The 18,452-nt window shown below is 65.1% G+C and carries 18 protein-coding genes; 2 read left to right on the top strand and 16 right to left on the bottom strand.

The window, feature by feature from the left end; translation table 11 throughout:
- Window positions 1-121: 121 nt before the first annotated feature.
- The 13 genes from pal to AC13FW_RS09675 all read right to left on the bottom strand — a co-directional run bounded on the left by pal (window position 122) and on the right by AC13FW_RS09675 (window position 13,678).
- Complete coding sequence (gene pal / locus AC13FW_RS09735; RefSeq protein WP_282269147.1) at window positions 122-640, bottom strand: peptidoglycan-associated lipoprotein Pal; 519 nt, start codon at window positions 638-640, stop codon at window positions 122-124.
- Between the two features lie 62 nt (window positions 641-702).
- Window positions 703-2,022, bottom strand: coding sequence for a Tol-Pal system beta propeller repeat protein TolB (tolB, locus tag AC13FW_RS09730; RefSeq protein ID WP_482988918.1), 1,320 nt, complete (start codon window positions 2,020-2,022; stop codon window positions 703-705).
- 155 nt (window positions 2,023-2,177) lie between these two features.
- Window positions 2,178-3,245: a cell envelope integrity protein TolA gene (gene tolA / locus AC13FW_RS09725; RefSeq protein ID WP_482988917.1), complete on the bottom strand. Its 1,068-nt coding sequence runs from the start codon at window positions 3,243-3,245 to the stop codon at window positions 2,178-2,180.
- On the bottom strand, window positions 3,235-3,663 hold the full coding sequence (gene tolR / locus AC13FW_RS09720; RefSeq protein WP_481532361.1) for a protein TolR: 429 nt from the start codon (window positions 3,661-3,663) through the stop codon (window positions 3,235-3,237). The genes tolA and tolR overlap by 11 nt, the downstream gene beginning before the upstream one ends.
- 38 nt (window positions 3,664-3,701) lie before the next feature.
- A complete protein-coding gene (tolQ, locus tag AC13FW_RS09715; protein ID WP_296251744.1) occupies window positions 3,702-4,484 on the bottom strand; it encodes a protein TolQ in 783 nt (260 codons plus the stop codon).
- Between the two features lie 20 nt (window positions 4,485-4,504).
- Window positions 4,505-4,930: a tol-pal system-associated acyl-CoA thioesterase gene (gene ybgC / locus AC13FW_RS09710; protein WP_282269154.1), complete on the bottom strand. Its 426-nt coding sequence runs from the start codon at window positions 4,928-4,930 to the stop codon at window positions 4,505-4,507.
- A complete protein-coding gene (gene ruvB, locus AC13FW_RS09705; protein ID WP_282269156.1) occupies window positions 4,920-5,966 on the bottom strand; it encodes a Holliday junction branch migration DNA helicase RuvB in 1,047 nt (348 codons plus the stop codon). The genes ybgC and ruvB overlap by 11 nt, the downstream gene beginning before the upstream one ends.
- A gap of 33 nt (window positions 5,967-5,999) precedes the next feature.
- Entirely contained in the window at window positions 6,000-7,925 is a 1,926-nt protein-coding gene (locus AC13FW_RS09700; RefSeq protein ID WP_296251745.1) for a potassium transporter Kup, read from the bottom strand.
- Between the two features lie 35 nt (window positions 7,926-7,960).
- Window positions 7,961-8,548, bottom strand: a complete 588-nt coding sequence (gene ruvA, locus AC13FW_RS09695) for a Holliday junction branch migration protein RuvA (protein WP_282269160.1) — start codon at window positions 8,546-8,548, stop codon at window positions 7,961-7,963.
- Between the two features lie 10 nt (window positions 8,549-8,558).
- Window positions 8,559-9,080 carry a crossover junction endodeoxyribonuclease RuvC gene (ruvC, locus tag AC13FW_RS09690; RefSeq protein WP_282269162.1) on the bottom strand — a complete coding sequence of 174 codons (522 nt, stop codon included), beginning with the start codon at window positions 9,078-9,080 and terminating at the stop codon, window positions 8,559-8,561.
- A gap of 73 nt (window positions 9,081-9,153) precedes the next feature.
- The gene (locus AC13FW_RS09685; RefSeq protein WP_296251750.1) at window positions 9,154-9,885 is read right to left on the bottom strand and encodes a YebC/PmpR family DNA-binding transcriptional regulator; all 732 of its coding nucleotides are present in this window, start codon (window positions 9,883-9,885) and stop codon (window positions 9,154-9,156) included.
- 67 nt (window positions 9,886-9,952) lie between these two features.
- Entirely contained in the window at window positions 9,953-10,600 is a 648-nt protein-coding gene (locus AC13FW_RS09680; protein ID WP_481509970.1) for an esterase/lipase family protein, read from the bottom strand.
- Window positions 10,601-10,654: 54 nt separating this feature from the next.
- Window positions 10,655-13,678 carry a TonB-dependent receptor domain-containing protein gene (locus AC13FW_RS09675; RefSeq protein ID WP_482988916.1) on the bottom strand — a complete coding sequence of 1,008 codons (3,024 nt, stop codon included), beginning with the start codon at window positions 13,676-13,678 and terminating at the stop codon, window positions 10,655-10,657.
- Window positions 13,679-13,933: 255 nt separating this feature from the next.
- Here AC13FW_RS09675 and AC13FW_RS09670 point away from each other — a divergent pair, with 255 nt between their 5' ends.
- Complete coding sequence (locus AC13FW_RS09670; RefSeq protein ID WP_282269170.1) at window positions 13,934-14,416, top strand: RNA polymerase sigma factor; 483 nt, start codon at window positions 13,934-13,936, stop codon at window positions 14,414-14,416.
- The gene (locus AC13FW_RS09665) at window positions 14,413-15,426 is read left to right on the top strand and encodes a FecR family protein (protein WP_482988915.1); all 1,014 of its coding nucleotides are present in this window, start codon (window positions 14,413-14,415) and stop codon (window positions 15,424-15,426) included. The genes AC13FW_RS09670 and AC13FW_RS09665 overlap by 4 nt, the downstream gene beginning before the upstream one ends.
- A gap of 30 nt (window positions 15,427-15,456) precedes the next feature.
- On the opposite strand, the gene AC13FW_RS09660 is transcribed toward AC13FW_RS09665, so the two are convergent.
- The 3 genes from AC13FW_RS09660 to aspS form a co-directional block, all read right to left on the bottom strand.
- Window positions 15,457-15,720, bottom strand: a complete 264-nt coding sequence (locus AC13FW_RS09660; RefSeq protein WP_296251760.1) for a transposase — start codon at window positions 15,718-15,720, stop codon at window positions 15,457-15,459.
- A 359-nt stretch (window positions 15,721-16,079) separates the two neighbouring features.
- Complete coding sequence (locus AC13FW_RS09655; RefSeq protein ID WP_296251762.1) at window positions 16,080-16,601, bottom strand: GNAT family N-acetyltransferase; 522 nt, start codon at window positions 16,599-16,601, stop codon at window positions 16,080-16,082.
- Window positions 16,602-16,604: 3 nt separating this feature from the next.
- Window positions 16,605-18,362, bottom strand: a complete 1,758-nt coding sequence (gene aspS, locus AC13FW_RS09650; protein WP_482986579.1) for an aspartate--tRNA ligase — start codon at window positions 18,360-18,362, stop codon at window positions 16,605-16,607.
- Window positions 18,363-18,452: the final 90 nt, after the last annotated feature.

The following is an 18,452-nucleotide window of genomic DNA, read 5'->3' as shown; positions in this document are numbered from 1 at the left end:
TCCCCTTCTGCCCCCCCCCCCCACCCGCCACACACACCCGGGCCCGTGTTGGGGGGGGGGGCGCCCCCCCCCCCCGGCCCCCCGCGACCACGAGCATCAGTTTGAGACTGATGCGCATCGATTACTGCGCGGTGTAGACGATTTCGACGCGACGGTTCTGCGACCAGCAGGACTCGTTCGAATCGGTGCAGACCGGACGCTCTTCGCCGTAGGACACGACGGTCAGCTGCGAAGCCGAACCACCGTTGGCCTGCAGAGCCGAGTTCACGCCATTGCCACGACGCTCGCCCAGGGCCTGGTTGTAAGCGCGGCTGCCGCGTTCGTCGGTGTTGCCCTGCAGGGTGATGCGCGAGGACGGACGGTCACGCAGGTACTTGGCGTGGCATGCCATGATGGCCTGGAATTCCGGCTTGACCGAATCCTGGTCCAGGTCGAAGTAGACAACGCGCTGACGCAGGCAGGCGTCGGTGTCCAGGTCGCCCGGGCCGTACAGGCCGGAGGTGGACGGGCCGGTCGGCTGGGTGGTCGAACCGGTATCAACCGGCGGCTGTGCCGGCTGTTCCTTGACCTTCTTCGAGCAGCCAGCGAGCGCGGCTACCGACAGCAGCGAAACGAGCAAAACACGAGTTGACTTGTTCATGGCTATACCTAGTGGCTCCTGGCCAATGTTGGGGATTAATGCGGGAAGAGATTAACATTTTATCAACGCGCAGTGCGGTACGGACCCCATGCTGGCTCACGCACGTCGCCATCGGCCAGCACCAAGCGCTGGCGCACCCGGCCGTCGGCGGATACTTCATACAACACACCACGCCCACCTTCACGAGCGGCGTACAGCACCATGCTCGCATTGGGCGCGAAACTGGGCGATTCGTCCAACGAACCCGGCGACAGCGTGCTCCAGCGCGCCGCCCCCAGGCTGCTGTCCATCACCGCGATCTTGTAGCTGCTGCCTGCGCCCTGGGCGACGGCAATCTTCTTGCCGTCAAAGGATACGCTGGCCTTGGCATTGTAGTTGCCCTGGAAGGTCACGCGGCTGGCGCTGCCGCCGCTGGCCGGCACCTGGTAGATCTGCGGGCGTCCGCCGCGATCGGAGGTGAAGTAGACCGAGCTGCCATCGGCGGCCCAGGTCGGCTCGGTGTCGATGCCGAAGTGGTTGGTCAGCTGGGTCAGCTGCTTGCTGCCCAGGTCCATCACGTAGATTTCCGGGTTGCCGCTGCGCGACAGGGCCAGGGCCAGGCGACGGCCGTCCGGTGAGAACGAGGGCGCGCTGTTGATGCCGCGGAAGCTGGTCAGCAGCTCACGGCCACCGGTGGCGATGTCCTGCACGTAGATGGAGGAGTTGCCGCGCTCGAAGCTGACATAGGCCAGCTTGCGACCGTCCGGGCTCCAGCTCGGCGACAGCAGCGGCTCGGCCGAGCGCACGATGGTCTGCGGGCTGTAGCCGTCGGAATCGGCCACCATCAGCGCGTAGCGCATGTTGGCGCCACTGCCGCTGGCAGTGATGTAGGCGATGCGGGTCCAGAAGGCACCACGCACACCGGTGATCTTCTCGTAGATCGCATCGGCCATCTGGTGGGCGACGTCACGCATGGCGCTGGAACGTGCGGTCATCGCCAGGCCGAGCAGGCGCTCGCCCTTGGCCACGTCGAACAGTTCGTATTCCACGCGGTAGGCGCCGGCACCGGCGTCCTGCACCCGGCCGACGACCAGGAAGTCCTGCTTGAGCGCGCGCCAGGTCGGGTATTGCACCTCGCTGCCGCGGCTGGGGCGTTCGACGATCTGCGCTTCGGGCAGGTTGCGGAACTGGCCGGAACGGTCCAGGTCGGCGCGCACCACTGCAGCCACGTCGGTCTGCGGCGCACCGGCCGACCCCTGGTAGGCCATCGGCACAACCGCGATGGGCGTGGCCGAGGCGTTGCCACCGGTGATTTCGATTTCCAAAGCCCCCTGCTGTGCCGCGGCCACAAAAGGCAGCAGCAGAACGGTGAGGGCGACCAGCCAGCGTGACAGATTCTTCATGAGGCGCTCAGCAGTACGAATGAATAAGAGAGGGATAGCAGCACGCAGATGAACATTTTCGCAATCGTGAACGAAAGTCATGTGAAATCCGCCAGCCACCGCCCCAAATTATAAATTTCCAATGAAACCAACCGGATGCCCGGAACAGCCATCGATCAGTTCTGGGCGGTGAATGTAAACATCAGCTCGCGCCGGAACACCGTCTCATAGCCACGGAAGGGCAGCGGCTGCGCCCTCAGCACGGCACGCTCGATGGAATCACGCGCTGCCGCGTCCATGGCGCAACCCGATTGCACCTCGGCACTCATCACCTCGCCGCCCGGCAGCTGCTTGATCAGGATCCGGCAACGCGTGCCATTGGCGACATTGTCCGGCCGGTTCCACTGCGCAACCACGGCCTGCTGGATGGCAGCAGCATATTTGGCGGTCAGGTCATTGCTGGTGCCGCCCTGCCCCGGCGACGGCGTGCTCGGCCCGCTGTTGCCACTGCTGGTCGATGCCGCCTGCGCACGGGCGCGGGCATCGGCCACCTGGCGCAGGCGCTGCTCGGCCAATTTGGCTTCGCGCTCGGCCTGCTCACGCTTGCGGCGGATCTCGGCGATCTTCTGCTGACGCTCCTGCTCGGCCTGGTTTTCGTTGGCCTGGCGCTGCTGGTCGGCGATCTTCTTGCGATCGGCCTCTTCCTGCTGCTTGGCCAGGCGCAGCTTCTGCTCGGCCTCTTCCACGCGCTTGCGCTCGGTCAGGTCGATCTGTTCCTGGCGGCGCTTGGCCTCCTGCTCCTGTCTGGCCTTTTCCTGGGAAATGGCCAAGGCACTGACGCGCTCCTGGTCGACCGTGTCCGGCTGGGCAATGCGCTCCTGGGCGTTGTGCTGTTGCGGGGTCGGCGCGTCCTGCGGCTTGGGCTCGGGGATGGGCTGCGGCGGCGGCACGGTGTCTTCCGGCACCGGCTCGGGCTGGGCTTCTTCCACCGGCTCGGGCAGATCCGGCAGCTTTTCCGAGGCACGCAGGGCCTGCCGCGCAGCCGAAGCCTCGGCGGCGGACAGCTGCATGTTGGCCTCAAGCGCCGGGTCGCCAGCGGCGGCCTCGGTGCTGCGGGAAGGCGACCACATCCAGGCGATGATGAAAATCGCCGCGACCAACAGGTGCACCAGCAACGCCAGTACGACCGGCAGGCCCCACTCGTTGCGGTTGTCGTGCGGTGGTGGCAGTGCGTCAGCGTGCATCGGTCGCCAGACCCACCTTTTCGATCTTCGCGGCCTTGATCACATCCATGGCGTCCATGACCTTCTCATAGGCCACGCTCTTGTCGGCGGCCACGATCACGCGAAGCGCCTTGTCCTGCGAGGCCAATGCGCTCAATTGCGCCTGCAGCGCGGCAGCGTCCATGGCCTGCGGGTCCTTGGCTTCGGGCAGCTTCAGGCTCATCTGGCCGTCGGCGCGCACCGAGACCACGATCGGGTCCTGCTTGCTCTCCAGCGCCTTGGCGGTGGAGCTGGGCAGGTCGACCTCGAAACTGAGGGTCAGCAGCGGCGCAGTCACCATGAAGATGATCAGCAGCACGAGCATCACGTCGATATACGGCACGACGTTGATCTCGGACTTGAGCTTGCGGCGCTTGCGGCGGGGAATGGCGGCGGTCATAGATGGGCTCCTGCGGTCAGAGGAAGGCGCTGGCGCACTTACTCGTCGCTGCCGCTCTGCTGGCGCTGCAGGATGGAGCTGAACTCCTCGGCGAAGGTTTCATAGCGCACCGACAGCCGCTCGACGCGGGTGGTGAAGCGGTTATAGGCCCACACCGCCGGGATCGCCACGAACAGGCCGATCGCGGTGGCGAACAGGGCTTCGGAAATACCCGGGGCAACCGAGGCGATACCGGCCTGCTCACCGCTGCTGATCATGTCGTGCATGGTCACCATGATGCCGAACACGGTGCCGACCAGACCCACGTACGGGGCGGTGGAACCGATATTGGCCAGCAATTCCAGGTTGCGCTCCAACCCATCCACTTCACGGGCGTAGGTGGTGCGCATGGCGCGCTGCGCACCTTCCAGCTGGGTACGGCCATCGAAAGCGCGGCGGCCCTGCAGGCGCGAATATTCGCGGAAACCGGCTTCGAAAATGGCTTCCAGACCATCAACCTGACGGTTGCGGTCGGTGGCCGAGGCGTACAACTTGCCCAGATCGGCGCCGGACCAGAAGCGGTTCTCGAACTCGCTGGCCTCGTTGTCGGCGGCCTTGAACACGCGTGCCTTGCGGAAAATGATCACCCAGCTGATGAACGAACCTGCCAGCAACAGCAGCACGATCAGCTTGACCGGGATGCTGGCCTTGAGCATCAGGTCCAGGTAGTTGATGCCGCCGCCATGGCTGGCCTGCGCCACGGTCTGCGCAGCGGCGGCGCTGACGTCGGCCGGCAGGACCTCGGTCACGGTGGCCTGCAGGGCCAGAAGCAAAGCGATCATCCGATCTTCCTCAGTGTTGCTTAAGCGGGTTGTGTTTGAAGGGGTTTCAGTACTGCGTAAAGCGTGTCATCAAGCGCCTGCGGACGGAAGTCGCGGGCGCCGACGGCGGCAAGGCGGACCTGCGCCGTCGCCAGCACCTGGTCATCGCGCATCACCGCCTGCGCCATCAGCAGGCTGGCCCGCCGGCATTGCAGCAGTTCCACCGTGGTGGTCAGCGCATCGTCCAGCTTGGCCGGCTTCAGGAAATCCAGGTTCATGGCACGGACCACGAATACCTGGCCGTCACCGCAACGCATGGTTTCCTGACCATAGCCGAGGGCGCGCATCCATTCGGTCCTTGCCCTCTCCATGAAGGCCACGTAGCGGGCGTGGTAGACCACGCCGCCAGCGTCGGTATCTTCCCAGTAAATGCGTGTCGGCCAACTGAACCGAGACTCATTCGTCATCGCGTTGCTCCGCGAACAGGTCCACAGGCGCCGGTGCCGCCTTCGGTTTGAGGCCCAGATGGCGGTAAGCCTTGCTGGTGGCCATGCGCCCGCGGGCGGTACGCACCAGGAAGCCCTGCTGGATCAGGAACGGCTCGACCACGTCTTCCAGAGTGCCGCGCTCCTCGGAAAGAGCCGCAGCCATCGACTCGACCCCGACCGGGCCGCCATCGAAATATTCCACCAGGGTGCGCAACATGCGCCGATCCAGCTCGTCGAAGCCTTCCGGATCGACCTTGAGCATCTGCATCGCCGCCTGCGCCACCGCCTGGTCGATATGCCCACCGGCCTTGACCTGGGCATAGTCACGCACGCGTCGCAGCAGCCGGTTGGCGATACGCGGGGTGCCGCGCGAACGGCGGGCGATCTCGCCGGCACCTTCGGCGCTGCAATCAATGCCAAGGATGCCTGCCGAACGCCGCACGATGCGGGTCAGCTCCTCGGCCGAATAGAACTCCAGCCGCTGTACGATGCCGAAGCGGTCGCGCAGCGGCGCGGTCAGCAGCCCGGCGCGGGTGGTGGCGCCAATCAGGGTAAACGGCGGCAGATCCAGCTTGATCGAGCGCGCGGCCGGGCCGTCGCCGATCATGATGTCGATCTGGAAGTCTTCCATCGCCGGGTACAGCACTTCCTCCACCACCGGCGAAAGACGGTGGATTTCGTCGATGAACAAGACGTCATGCGGCTGCAGATTGGTCAGCAGCGCGGCCAGATCGCCGGCTTTCTCGATCACCGGGCCGGAAGTGACACGCAGCGCCACACCCAGCTCGTTGGCGATCACGTGGCTCAGCGTGGTCTTGCCCAGCCCGGGCGGGCCGAAGATCAGCACATGGTCCAGCGCCTCGCGGCGGGCCTTGGCGGCCTGGATATAGATATCCATCTGCTCGCGTACCGGTGCCTGGCCGAGATAATCGGCCAGGCTGCGCGGGCGGATGCTGGCGTCGGCGGCGTCGTCCTCGCGGGTCGCGCCTGCGCCGATTATGCGGTCGTCAGTCATTTCGCAATTATGCGCCAAGCACGTCGCATCCGATCAGATTTCCACCTGCGCGCCCAATTCCACCAACCGGTTGCCCGGAATGCGGAAGAAGCCCGTGGCAGGCGCCGCGTTGCGATGCATGAAGGCGAACAGCTTGTCGCGCCAGATCGGCATGCCACGGTTGGCGCTGGCCACGATGGTCTCGCGGCTGGCAAAGAAGGTGGTATCCATCGGATCGAAATAGATGCCGCCGTGGTCACAGGACCGCATCAGCGCGAGCGGAATATCCGGGGTTTCCATGAAGCCATAGCGCACGTGGACGCGGTAGAACTCATCACCCACCGAATCGATGCGCAGGCGCTGGCCTTCGGCCGCATATGGCATCGGCAGGGTTTCCACGTGCAGGAACACATTGCGCTCGTGCAGCACCTTGTTGTGCTTGAGGTTGTGCATCAGCGCATGCGGGACCACGCTCGGATCGGCGGTCAGGAACACCGCCGTACCCGGTACCCGTACTGGCGGTGCCAGCATCAGGCCAGGCAAGAATGTGTCCAGACGGATACCGTCCTTGCGGATCTCGTCACGCAGCAGCTCACGACCACGGCGCCAGGTGCGCATCATCGTGAACAGCACCAGGCCAAGCACCAGCGGGAACCAGGCGCCCTGCAGCAGCTTGGCGCCGTTGGCGATCACGAAGCCCAGGTCGATGAAAATGAACACCACGCACAAGGCCACGATGGCATGGCGCGCACGCGGCCACAGCACGCGGGCGACCAGCGCCAGCAGCAAGGTGTCGATCAGCATCGTGCCCGACACCGAGATGCCGTAGGCCACCGCCAGGTTGCTGGAGCTGCGGAAGGCCAGCACCAGCCCGAACACCATCACCGCCAGGCCCCAGTTGATGCCCGGGATATAGATCTGGCCGATGGTGTCGTGCGAGGTATGCAGGATGCGCATGCGCGGGATGTAACCCAGCTGCATGGCCTGCCGCGATACGGAGAACGCACCGGTGATTACCGACTGGCTGGCGATCACCGCCGCCATTGTGGCCAGGATGATCATTGGGATCAGCGCCCAGCCGGGCACCGCCTCGAAGAACGGATTTGCCACCGCGTCGGGACGCTGCAGCACCAGCGCGCCCTGCCCCAGGTAGTTGAGCACCAGGCATGGCAGCACGAAGAAGTACCAGGCATGGCGGATCGGCGGCGCACCGAAGTGGCCCATGTCCGCATACAAGGCCTCGCCACCGGTCACCGCCAGCACCACCGCACCGAGGATGAAGACGCCGTGCCAGCCATGCTCCATGAAGAAGCGCGCCGCCCACAGCGGGTTGAAGGCCTTGAGTACCTCAGGCGCGGCGATCACGTTCCAGATGCCGATGGCGGCCAGCGACAGGAACCAGATGGTCATCACCGGGCCGAATACCTTGCCCACTTTCTCGGTGCCAAAGCGTTGCGCAGCGAACACCGCCGCCAGCACCACCAGGGTGATCGGCACCACGAAATGGCCCAGCCCCGGCGCCGCGACTTCCAGGCCCTCGACCGCGCCCAACACCGAAATCGCCGGGGTGATTACACCGTCACCAAAGAACAGCGAGGCGCCGAAAATACCGAGGATGCCGACCACATAGGCTGACCGCGAGCCATTGCGCAGGGTGCGCTGGGCCAGCGCCATCAGCGCCATGATGCCGCCCTCGCCGTCATTGTCGGCGCGCATGATGATGGTCACGTACTTGAGCGTGACCACCATGTTCAACGCCCAGAACGCCAGCGACAGCACGCCCAGCACGGTGTCGTGATCGCTGTTGAGCCCGTAATGCGGCGAGAACGCTTCCTTCAGGGTGTACAGCGGGCTGGTGCCGATATCGCCGAACACCACGCCGATGGCGCCGACAACCAATGCCAGGCCGCCGGCAGCGCCGCCGTGACCGTGTCCATGGCCTTGAGTGGAGGATTCAGACGTGGAAGGAGCGTGGGACATGGCGATCTCGGGTTGGCGTCATGCTGCCGAAGGGGTTAACGCAGGGCTGCCTGCAGCGCTTTACGGATGACCGTGGCGACATCATCGCCCTCGGCACCGGCATCGCGCGCCATCTTGGCCGCCTCTGCCGGTTTATAGCCCAGTTGCTGCAACGCCACTGTCGCCTCGGACACCGCATCGGTGCCCAGCTGGCCGGCAATGGGTGCGCCGCCACCGGTGAAATTGGCTGCGCGGTCACGCAGTTCGACCACCATGCGCTCGGCGGTCTTCTTGCCTATACCGGGAATACGGGTCAACGCAGTGACATCGCCGGTCTGGATCAGCCGCGCGAACTCGTCGACGCTGGCCCCGGACAGCACCGCCAGCGCGATCTTGGCGCCGATGCCCGACACCTTCTGCACGTCGCGGAACAGCCGGCGCTCGCCCTCACGCAGGAAGCCGTACAGCGAGACGCTGTCTTCCTTCTGCGCGTAATGGGTGAACAGGATGACCTCCCGACCGACATCGGGCAGGTCATAGAAGGTGCTCATCGGCGCCTCCAGCTCATAACCCACGCCATTGACGTCGATCACCAGCCACGGCGGGGCCTTGTAGGCGAGGATGCCGCGCAGGCGACCGATCATGCGAAAAACCTCATTTGCGACTCCAAGCCTGGCGCACGTCCACCCCCAGCCGGTTGGCCGTGGCGCGGACATGCGCATGCGTGATGGCCACCGCCAATGCATCGGCGGCGTCTGCCTGTAATTTGCCCTGCAGGTTCAGCATCAAACCCACCATGTGCTGCACCTGCTGCTTTTCCGCGCCGCCGCGGCCAACCACGGCCAGCTTGATCTCGGTGGCGGCGTATTCGCTGACCGGCAGATCGCGCATCACCACCGCACACACCGCCGCGCCACGCGCCTGGCCCAGCTTCAAGGCCGAATCGGCGTTCTTGGCCATGAACACCTTCTCGATCGCCACTTCCTGCGGCTGGAATTCCTCGATCAAGGCATGCAGCCCGTGCGCCAGCAAACGCAACCGCTGCGGGAAATCCGCCGCACCCAACAGCACCAGTGGCGCGTGATGAACATGGCGGGCGCGGCCGTTGGCGTCGATGTCGATGATGCCGACGCCGGTGCGTTGCGAGCCGGGATCAATGCCAAGGATGCGGGTCATGCTGCCTCTATCAGTAAAAAACGGCGCCCAGCATGGCCGGACGCCGTCTCACCCGGTGGGACCGGGCGGGTCCTCAGACCCGCTCCAGGCCTGCCTGGTCGACGTTGGAATACACGTCCTGCACATCGTCCAGGTCTTCAAGCATGTCCAGCAGCTTCTTCACCTGCACGGCGGTATCGGCATCGACGGCGACGTCGTTGTCGGCACGGAAGGTGATTTCGCTGTGGTCCGGCACCAGCTTGGCGGCTGTCATCGCGTCCTTCACCGACTGGAAGGCTTCCGGCGCGGTGATCACGTCGATGGAGCCATCTTCCGGATAGACCGCGATATCGTCGGCACCAGCCTCGATCGCCGCCTCGGTGATGGCCTCTTCATCCGCACCCGGTGCAAAGCTCAGCACGCCCAGCCGCTTGAACATGAACGACACCGAGCCTTCGGTGCCCATGTTGCCGCCGCACTTGCTGAAAGCATGGCGGACGTCGGCCACGGTGCGCACGCGGTTGTCGGTCAGGCAGTCGACGATCACGGCGATGCCGCCCGGGGCATAGCCCTCGTAGCGCACTTCTTCGTACTCGACGCCTTCCAACTCACCGGTGGCCTTCTTGATCGCGCGCTCGATGACATCCTTGGTCATGTTCGCGGCCAGGCCCTTGTCCATCGCCACGCGCAGGCGCGGGTTGTTGTTTGGGTCGCCTCCGCCACCACGGGCAGCAACGCTGATCTCCCGGATGATTTTGGTGAAAATCTTGCCGCGCTTCGCGTCATTCGCGTTTTTGCGACCTTCGATGGAAGGACCTCGACCCATGGGAATACCGTACATCTGTCAGGAACAGGACGGTAATTCTACCTGATCCCCCGCCCGGCCCCCGTCATCAGCCGGTTACGGCGGCAACCGTCGGAAAGCGCCCCTGGCGCAGGAAGCCGGCGGTCAACGTGGCCACCTCGGGCGACAGCACCAGTCCGCTGTGGCTGACCGGCACCACGCAGTGATCGGCCAGGCCCGGCAGACGGGTCTCCGCCAGCCCCACGGTGCCATCGGATTCGCCATCCAGCGCGCCCATCATCGCCCCCAGCCCATGCGCCACCGAGCCAGCAATCAGGCCGACCTCGGCCTTTCCCTGCCAATCCGGCAAACCGTGCAACAACAGGTCGCCACTACGCCCCAAGGCCGCCACCCAACCATGCTCGGCCATTGAACGGGCGGTGCCGCTGCCGCATAGCGGGGAGCCCAGGCAGACCACCCGCGGCACCTCCAGGCTCGGCGCCTGCCGCAGCGCCTCCAGCGCGACCAGACCACCCAGGCTGTGCCCGACCAGTGACACCTGCCCTCCCGTGCGCAAACGTTGTACCAACTGCGGCACCGCCTGTTCGGGTCCGCCGAACACGCTGGCATAGCCAAACGTATCCACTGCGAAGCCCTGCGTGCGCAGCCGCCAGGCCAATGGCAACAGCCAGGAGCGGGTGTTCCAGATGCCGTGCAAGATCAGCACACGGGGACGCGGGGAGTTCTGCCATGACATGTGCTCAGTTTCCGTCATCGCCCTTGCCCACCACAACGGGCAACGCCCCGGCCTTCAGTCGAAGTTGTAATCCAGCTGCACGGCCAGCTGCCGTCCCACCGCGCTGTAGACCTCGTCGTAGTAGTACGGAAATTCGTCATTGCTGCTGTCACGCGGCGGCGCTGTATTGAATAGATTGTTGATGAACAAGCTCGCCGTTGCGCGCTTGCTCACCTGTTTGCTGACATTGGCATTCCATAGCAGCAGTGGCTTTATCCGGCCCTGACCATCAACGCGCGGCAAGCGGCCGTAGCGGATGCCGAACAGGTTGGCTGACCAGCCACCCTGTCCCTGCCAACCCAGACTGGTACGCAGGTTGCTGCGGAATGCCAGGTTTTCACCTGAGTCCCACTGCGTCTGGCGCCATTCCTCGTGCAGGGTGCCCGGCGAGCGCACCCGGCGCTGGGCCCAGAACGTGTGCGTCCAGGCCATGTGCAGGGTGAAGTCACCGATGCCGTTGCTGAAACGCCAATCCGCTACGGTGTCGATGCCGCGGATGCGTTGCTCGGATTGGTTGGCCGCCGTCGACTCGACCATGAGGATGCGGCCATCGCCCTGCTCGCCACTACGCACTACCCGCGAACGCGCCTTGCGACACTCCCAGGAGTGTGGATCCAGCGTGCTCGGGCGCCCATCCGGGCGCAGGCCGGTGGCGCACTCGGCTTCATCACGCAGCAGCAGCGCGGGCGAGATGCGGCCAATGCCGCCTTCATTGCTGACATCCCAATAGTCAGCGCTGATCGACAAGGCATCGCCGGCATCCCAGACAACACCGACGGTGGTCGAGGTGCCGGTCTCCGCACCCAGCTCAGGGTTGCGATAGGTCCGGGTCAGAAACTCCGATGCATAACCAGCGCAGCCGGGATTGGCACCGGCAACGATGCAGCGCCTTGCATCGATGGCGCTGCCAAAACTGCCGCCGCCATCGGTGAACACCCAGTGCATGTCCGGCATCTTGAAGCTGGTCGCGTGGCTGGCACGCAACAGCAGATTGTGCGCAGGTCGCCATTCCAGCCCCGCACTCCAGGTGCGCGCGGTGGCGACTGCGACCGCGTCGTCGTACCTGTCCACGCGGCCGGCCAGACTGCCCTTGATCGCCGTCGTCAGTGGAACGCTCAGCTCTGCGCCCAACGCGTAGCGATCGCGCGTCCCCTCGCCCACGCTGCCGGTAAGGTTATAGGTGTCCATCTGCAGGGGCAGTACCGATGGCGTGTTGCGCAGCCGGTAGCGCTGTCGACTGGCTTCCGCCACCAGTGCCATTGCCAGGCTGCCCGCAGGCAGATCAGCGATCCCACCGGAGACAACATAGGACACCTCATCCACCCGGGTAAGCGCGTCGTAATGCACATTGCCGGACATGGCCATGTATTCGTCAGGCGTGATCGGCCGATACCAATGCTGCAGGTTCAATGGCTGGATGATGACGCCATCATTGGTCAACCCCATCGCGGGAGCAAAGAAAAAGTCATTGACCTTCTCGCCCAGCAAGCGCCGTCGATCACGCTGCACCCGATAGTCCGAACGACTGGCCGCCAGGCTCCAGTCCAGGCGCTGCCCGTAACGTCCTTGCAGACCCAATGCCAGATCCCACATCCGCTCGCGGTAGTCATCGTCCGTCGCATCCAGCCCGCCTACTTCCTGCGGGGTAAGCACACGCAGTGGCGCGAGGTAACCGAAGCGCGGATCGTAGACCTGGTTGACCTTGCCGGTGCTGACCGAATGCGGCCCGGTGATGGTCTCAAACCCGCTGGCCAGTTCGCTGCGCGCGCTCCACAGCTGCAGACTCGCCCATGCCTGAGTGTGAGACGACAAGGCCCACTGTGCCTGCAGCTGGCCAGACAGCTCCCGCACGCCATCCATCAGCGATGTGTAGCCAGCATTGCGCCAGGTTCCGCAGCCGTGCCCCTGCAGCGCCGATGGCGCGTTTGCTGGCGCGAGGAAATTCCAGTCGACGAACTCACCCTGCCAGCGCGAGCAGACATCGCGCGGCAGCGGCACCAGCATTTGCGCGGCACCGCCCTCGCGCATGAAACCCAGCCCAAGTTCGGGATTCACTGGCACGCCTGCAGTGCCGTCCGTTGGACGTTGCAGGTCGCGTTGCGCGCCGCGCAGCAACTCGGCAGCCGAGTATTGCACGGCGTAACTCAGCCCCCAGTTCTCGCCGCCATGCCCGGCGGACCACTGCAGATCAAAGCGATCACCACCGCCCTGGCTGCTGGTGCCGGTGCGCACCCTGGCCTGCGAACCGCTGCGCGGTTGTTTGAGCACGATATTGACCACCCCGGCAATCGCATCGGCCCCGTAGATGGCCGAGGCGCCACCGGTCATCAGCTCGACACGCTCCACGCTGGCCAGGGGAATGCCACCCAGGCTCTGGAAATTGCTGCGTCCGTTCGAGGGAAACGGGTAGTCCGGCAACCGCCGGCCATCGACGAGGATCAGCGCCCTGCCCGGGCCCAGGCCGCGCAGGTTCAAGGGCTGCGCGTTCGCCGAAAAGCGCCCGCCGCCGTCCAGCGACTCGGCGCCGTAGTTGCTCACGCCATTCACGGCCAGCGCATCTGCCAAGGTGAAATGGCCATCGCGTTGCATCTGCTCAGCAGTGATGATGGTGACCGGTGCCGGGCCCTCAAACGCGCTGCGGCGTATCCGCGAGCCGGTGACCTGCAGCGAGGCCAGGGAACTGGCCACCGCCGGCATCGTCGCCGGCTGCGTTGGCTTGGGCGCTTCGGCTGCCGGCGCTGTCGCCGCCTGGACAATGGTGATGACCCCGCTGCTGGTCAGCCGATAGCTCAGGCCGCTGCCAGCGAGCAGCTGCTGCAGTGCCTGGGCGACGCTGTAGCGCCCGTTCAACGCAGGTGCGGTCCTGCCAGCGAGCATCTGCGGCGCCATCAGTATCTGCAGCCCCGAGCTGGTTGCCAGTTGCGCCAACGCCTGCTGCAAGGGCTGCCGTGGCTGCTGGTAATCGCGGATGACGGAACTGCCCTGTGCCCAAGCAGGCACGATCACCAGGACAAGGCATAGCAACAGCCAGCGCAACATGCCACGCCGACCGTCCCGCACCCGCTGATTTCCGCGACCTGCGCTGGCAATCATCCCCTCTCCCAGTGACAACCGGACTGGCACCGAACCGGCAACCCCCTGTACAGACGCAGCAAGCGCAAAACCCCTCATCTGGCAGAATCACTGGCACTGGCCCAAGCTGCGCGTGTCGCCCCAGACTGTCAACGCCTGCCAATGACCGCCGCCCTGCCGCCCATCCAGCCCCCGCCCGACAGCCTCCGGGACACGGGCGCCATGGCGCAACAGTACCGTCCACGCCTGATGCGCTACTTCAGGAACCACCTGGGTACAGTGGAAGACGCGGAAGATCTCACCCAGGAAACACTGGTGCGGATGATGCGCGATCCGCAGGCGGACAAGGTCAACAACGTCGAGGCCTATTTGATGACGATTGCGGGCAACCTGCTGCGCGACCGTTACCGTCGCGACCGTACCCGCCATGTTGGACAACATGTACCCATCGATGAGAACACCGAGGGCTGGCCCACCGAAACCGTATGCGGTGAGCGCGTCTACCAGGACCGCGAACGCCTGCAGCTGTTCTTGAAGGTGCTGGATGATTTACCACCGCGTTGCCAGCAGGTATTCCTGCTGCATCGCTATGAAGGCATGACCTATGCCGCCATCGCCAGCCAACTGGGCATCAGTGTCAGTGCCGTGGAGAAACAGATGATGCGCGCCCTGCTGCACTTCGGCACGCGTTTGGAGCAGCCATGAAAGAAGCCAAGCTTGAAGTCGTTGCAGATGCCGATCCAATCCGCACCCAGGCTGCGGCCTGGTTTGCACGCCTGCACGCCGACGAAGTGAGTGAAGATGAGCAGGCCGAGCACCAGCTCTGGCTGGATGCCGAGCCCGCGCATCGGCTTGCCTACGAGCGCGTCGAGCGCATGTGGTCGATGCTGGGCGATTTTTCCGCTGCGCCCGAGATCAGCCAGCGGCTGGCGGCGATCCCTGCAGCAGTTCCGGCGCAAGCCCAGCCGCAGCAACGGCGCAGACCGCGCCGTATGCAATGGCTGGCGGCCTGCGCAGCGGCGCTGACTGCGATTGTCATTGGCTGGCGCGTCTTTACCCCTGCACCAATAAGCGAACAACGCTATGCCAGCGCGATCGGCGAGCAGCGCAGCATCACCCTCGACGATGGTACGCAGGTTGATCTCGATACCGGCACCACGCTGCGCGTGCGTTACAGCAGGCAACAGCGTCGCATCGCCCTGGACCAGGGCCGCGCCTTCTTCAAGGTTGCCGCCGACACCGCGCGCCCACTGACCGTGGATACAGCACAAGGCAGCGTGCGTGCGGTCGGCACCCAGTTCGAGGTGTATCGCCTGGACGATGGCCTTGATGTAACCCTGTTCGAAGGGAAGGTACAGCTGCGCGCCGCCGCGGCCGACGACCGCGCCGCAGCCGTGGCCACGCTCACTCCCGGGCAGCGCGCGCACATGGCCGCCGGCAAGGTCCCACAGGTACAGAGCTTCCACGGCGGCAGCACACCGGCATGGATCGACGGCCAGCTGGTGTTTGCAGACATGCCATTGCGGGCGGCGGTAGACGAGTTCAACCGCTATGGCGGCAGCCCGTTGCGGATCAAGGATGCAGCGCTGGGGGAACTGCGCGTTTCCGGGGTGTTCCGCAGCAATGACAGCAGCGGCTTCGTTGAAGCCTTGAGCGCCTTGCATAAGGTTTCGGCACATACCAATGCCGCAGGCGAGACCGAGCTCAGCCGCTGACCACCCCGCTCCGTGGCGCGTGGCAGACGCTCACAACTGCTCGCGCAGGGCCTGCCTGATCCGCACGCGCTCCTGCGCCTGCACGTGTAGCAGATCCTTGAGCCGTTGGTTCTCCAGCTGCAAGCGCCGCAGGTGGCTTGCGCGGGGCGCGCGCAGGCCAGCGCAGGCACGCCGCAACAGCACGCGCGACGCATCACTGAAACCATGCTTCCTGCAGAGCACCTGCAGGGCTTGGCCGGCATCAAGCTCGCGCAGGAAACCGATCACCTGAGCCTCGTCAAATTGCTTTCTCATGCTTGCTTCGCCTTGCCGGCACCGGCACTCAACGCCCGCATTGCCGTCCGTATCCACGCCCAGACATTCCGCACCGTGGCCGCAGCAACAAGGCGCAGCGACCAGGCCCGGTGTTCGGGAGGACGCGCGTATGCGCACGCAGCCCCCCCCCTTTCCTGTGTAGACGCAGCGGCCAAGCATGGCCGCAGCGATGCAGCGCACACTTTGATGCATGCAGGAAGGGTATCGGCAAGCTGCTGGATTACCAGCGTCGCGGCTCACGCCGCTCCCACAAATGCAGGCACACAACTGCAGTGCCGAGCCATGCTCGGCAGAGCGCACTCCCGGCGACGCCTGAAATCGGCATTGCCGAGCGTCAATCAACCAGCAAGCCGCCGCAGGATGAACTCATTGTCACGCACGCTGCCGACCGGGAACTCATAGGCCCCGACGTGCTCGAAGCCATGCCGTGCATAGAAGCGTTGCGCGCCGAAATTCTCCGACCACACGCCTATCCACAACGTGCGCCCCGGCGTCTGCAGCCACTGCAGGGCCGCATCGAACAACAGGCCGCCACGACCACCACCCTGGTACTGGCCCAGCACGTACAGGCGTTTCAGCTCGCCGTCGGTTGCACTGGCATCCGCATGCGGCAAGCCACAGGGACCGGCAAAGGCGAAGCCAACGGCCTCGCCTGCCACGTCCAGCAACCACGCCGCGTAATCTCCGGACTGCAGCTGTTGCCGCTGCAGCTCGACCGGGTACGCTGTGGCCAGGTAATCGGCCAGGTCCTGCGCTGGGTACAGGTGGCCGAACGTCTCCACGAACGTACGTTCGGCCAGTGCACACAACACGCCAGCATCATCGGGCGTGGCGCGACGGATGCTGGCGTCAGCTGCCAAGGCTCAGGCCTTGTCGGCGCGCGGACGCACCTGCACGTGCACTTCGGCCAGCTGCGCGTCGGCGATCGGCGACGGCGCATCGGTCATCAGGCACTGTGCGCCGGTGGTCTTCGGGAACGGGATCACGTCGCGAATCGACTCGGTACCGGCCATCAGCGCGGCAATACGGTCGATGCCGAAGGCGATGCCACCGTGTGGCGGGGCACCGAAGTTCAGCGCATCCAGCAGGAAGCCGAACTTGGCGCGCGCCTCTTCGGCACCGATGCCGAGCAGCTCGAACACCGCGCTCTGCATTTCCGGGCGATGGATACGGATGGAACCGCCACCGATCTCGTTGCCGTTGAGCACCATGTCATAACCGCGCGAAACAGCGGTCTTGGCGTGTGCGCGCAACTCGGCCACATCGTCCACCGCCGGTGCGGTGAAGGGGTGATGCAGGGCAACGTAACGCTGCTCTTCCTCGTCCCACTCGAACATCGGGAAGTCGGTGACCCACAGCGGTGCCCAGCCGTCGGCAACCAGGTTGAAGTCCTTGCCGGCCTTCAGGCGCAGCGCACCCATGAAGTCGGAGACCTTGTTGTAGCCGCCTGCACCGAAGAACACGATGTCGCCATTGCCGGCACCAACCTGCTTGAGCAGCGCAGCGAAGGCGTCTTCGGCGAAGAACTTCTGGATCGGCGAGCTGATCTCGCCGTTCTCGGCAATCTTGATGTAAGCCAGGCCCTTGGCACCGTACTTGGCGGCGTGGGCGGCATATTCGTCGATCTGCTTGCGGCTGAGGCTGGCACCGCCCGGGATGCGCAGCGCGGCCACGCGGCCATCGGCGTCATTGGCGGCAGCGGTGAACACCGGGAACTCGCTGGCCTTGACCAGCTCGGCCACGTCCACCAGCTCCAGCGCGATGCGCAGGTCCGGCTTGTCCGAACCGTAGCGGCGCATCGCCTCGGCCCAGGTCATGCGCGGGAAGCTGGCGTCGAGGTCGACGTCGACCACTTCCTTGAAGATGGAGCGGATCATGTCCTCGACGAAATCCTGCACGTCGCGCTCGCGCACGAAGGCGAACTCCATGTCCAGCTGGGTGAATTCGAGCTGGCGGTCGGCACGCAGGGCTTCATCGCGGAAGCAGCGGGCAATCTGGTAGTAGCGGTCGAAGCCGGCCACCATCAGGATCTGCTTGAACAACTGCGGGCTCTGCGGCAGGGCGTAGAACTCGCCCGGGTGCATGCGTGCCGGCACCAGGAAGTCGCGCGCGCCTTCCGGGGTTGCCTTGGTCAGGATCGGGGTTTCGATGTCCTGGAAGTTGCGTGCATCCAGATGGCGGCGCAGCGCCTGCACCAGCTTGATGCGGGTGCGCTGCATGCGCTGCATTTCCGGGCGACGCAGGTCCAGGTAACGGTACTTCAGGCGGGTTTCCTCGCCCGGGTTCTCGTGCGCGTGGAACGGCAGCGGCGCGGCCTTGTTGAGGATGCTGATGCGGGTGGCGATCACTTCCACCTTGCCGCTGCGGATCTTGTCGTTGACCGCATGGCGCGCACGCACCACGCCTTCGACCTGCAGCACGTCCTCGTAGCCGAGGCTTGCGGCGACGGCGAACACTTCGGCGTTGTCGGGCTCGACGGTGACCTGGACGATGCCTTCGTGGTCGCGCAGATCGATGAAGCAGACACCGCCGAGGTTACGGGCAACGTCGGTCCAGCCGGCGAGGGTCACGGTTTGGCCGATCAGGGTCTCGTCGACCAGGCCGCAGAAATGGGTACGCATGGAAAGCTCCGCAGGGGGCCCGGTACGAAACGGTGCCGGGTAGCCCCGTATTTTGGCGCTCAGCGGGTGCAGGAGCAAATCCGGCGATCA

Source organism: Stenotrophomonas sp. 21LCFQ19 (genome assembly GCF_056861425.1).
This window is presented reverse-complemented; position numbering and strand designations above follow the sequence as displayed.

Excerpts from the sequence above, each read along its gene's own strand:
- AC13FW_RS09700 (WP_296251745.1), bottom strand. The coding sequence starts at position 7,925 with ATGTCCCACGCTCCTTCCACGTCTGAATCCTCCACTCAAGGCCATGGA.
- AC13FW_RS09680 (WP_481509970.1), bottom strand. The coding sequence starts at position 10,600 with ATGTCATGGCAGAACTCCCCGCGTCCCCGTGTGCTGATCTTGCACGGC.
- AC13FW_RS09670 (WP_282269170.1), top strand. The coding sequence starts at position 13,934 with ATGGCGCAACAGTACCGTCCACGCCTGATGCGCTACTTCAGGAACCAC.
- ybgC (WP_282269154.1), bottom strand. The coding sequence starts at position 4,930 with ATGACGAATGAGTCTCGGTTCAGTTGGCCGACACGCATTTACTGGGAA.
- tolB (WP_482988918.1), bottom strand. The coding sequence starts at position 2,022 with ATGAAGAATCTGTCACGCTGGCTGGTCGCCCTCACCGTTCTGCTGCTG.
- ruvB (WP_282269156.1), bottom strand. The coding sequence starts at position 5,966 with ATGACTGACGACCGCATAATCGGCGCAGGCGCGACCCGCGAGGACGAC.
- AC13FW_RS09665 (WP_482988915.1), top strand. The coding sequence starts at position 14,413 with ATGAAAGAAGCCAAGCTTGAAGTCGTTGCAGATGCCGATCCAATCCGC.
- tolA (WP_482988917.1), bottom strand. The coding sequence starts at position 3,245 with ATGCACGCTGACGCACTGCCACCACCGCACGACAACCGCAACGAGTGG.
- ruvC (WP_282269162.1), bottom strand. The coding sequence starts at position 9,080 with ATGACCCGCATCCTTGGCATTGATCCCGGCTCGCAACGCACCGGCGTC.
- tolR (WP_481532361.1), bottom strand. The coding sequence starts at position 3,663 with ATGACCGCCGCCATTCCCCGCCGCAAGCGCCGCAAGCTCAAGTCCGAG.
- AC13FW_RS09660 (WP_296251760.1), bottom strand. The coding sequence starts at position 15,720 with ATGAGAAAGCAATTTGACGAGGCTCAGGTGATCGGTTTCCTGCGCGAG.
- aspS (WP_482986579.1), bottom strand. The coding sequence starts at position 18,362 with ATGCGTACCCATTTCTGCGGCCTGGTCGACGAGACCCTGATCGGCCAA.
- pal (WP_282269147.1), bottom strand. The coding sequence starts at position 640 with ATGAACAAGTCAACTCGTGTTTTGCTCGTTTCGCTGCTGTCGGTAGCC.
- AC13FW_RS09685 (WP_296251750.1), bottom strand. The coding sequence starts at position 9,885 with ATGGGTCGAGGTCCTTCCATCGAAGGTCGCAAAAACGCGAATGACGCG.
- ruvA (WP_282269160.1), bottom strand. The coding sequence starts at position 8,548 with ATGATCGGTCGCCTGCGCGGCATCCTCGCCTACAAGGCCCCGCCGTGG.
- AC13FW_RS09675 (WP_482988916.1), bottom strand. The coding sequence starts at position 13,678 with ATGTTGCGCTGGCTGTTGCTATGCCTTGTCCTGGTGATCGTGCCTGCT.
- tolQ (WP_296251744.1), bottom strand. The coding sequence starts at position 4,484 with ATGATCGCTTTGCTTCTGGCCCTGCAGGCCACCGTGACCGAGGTCCTG.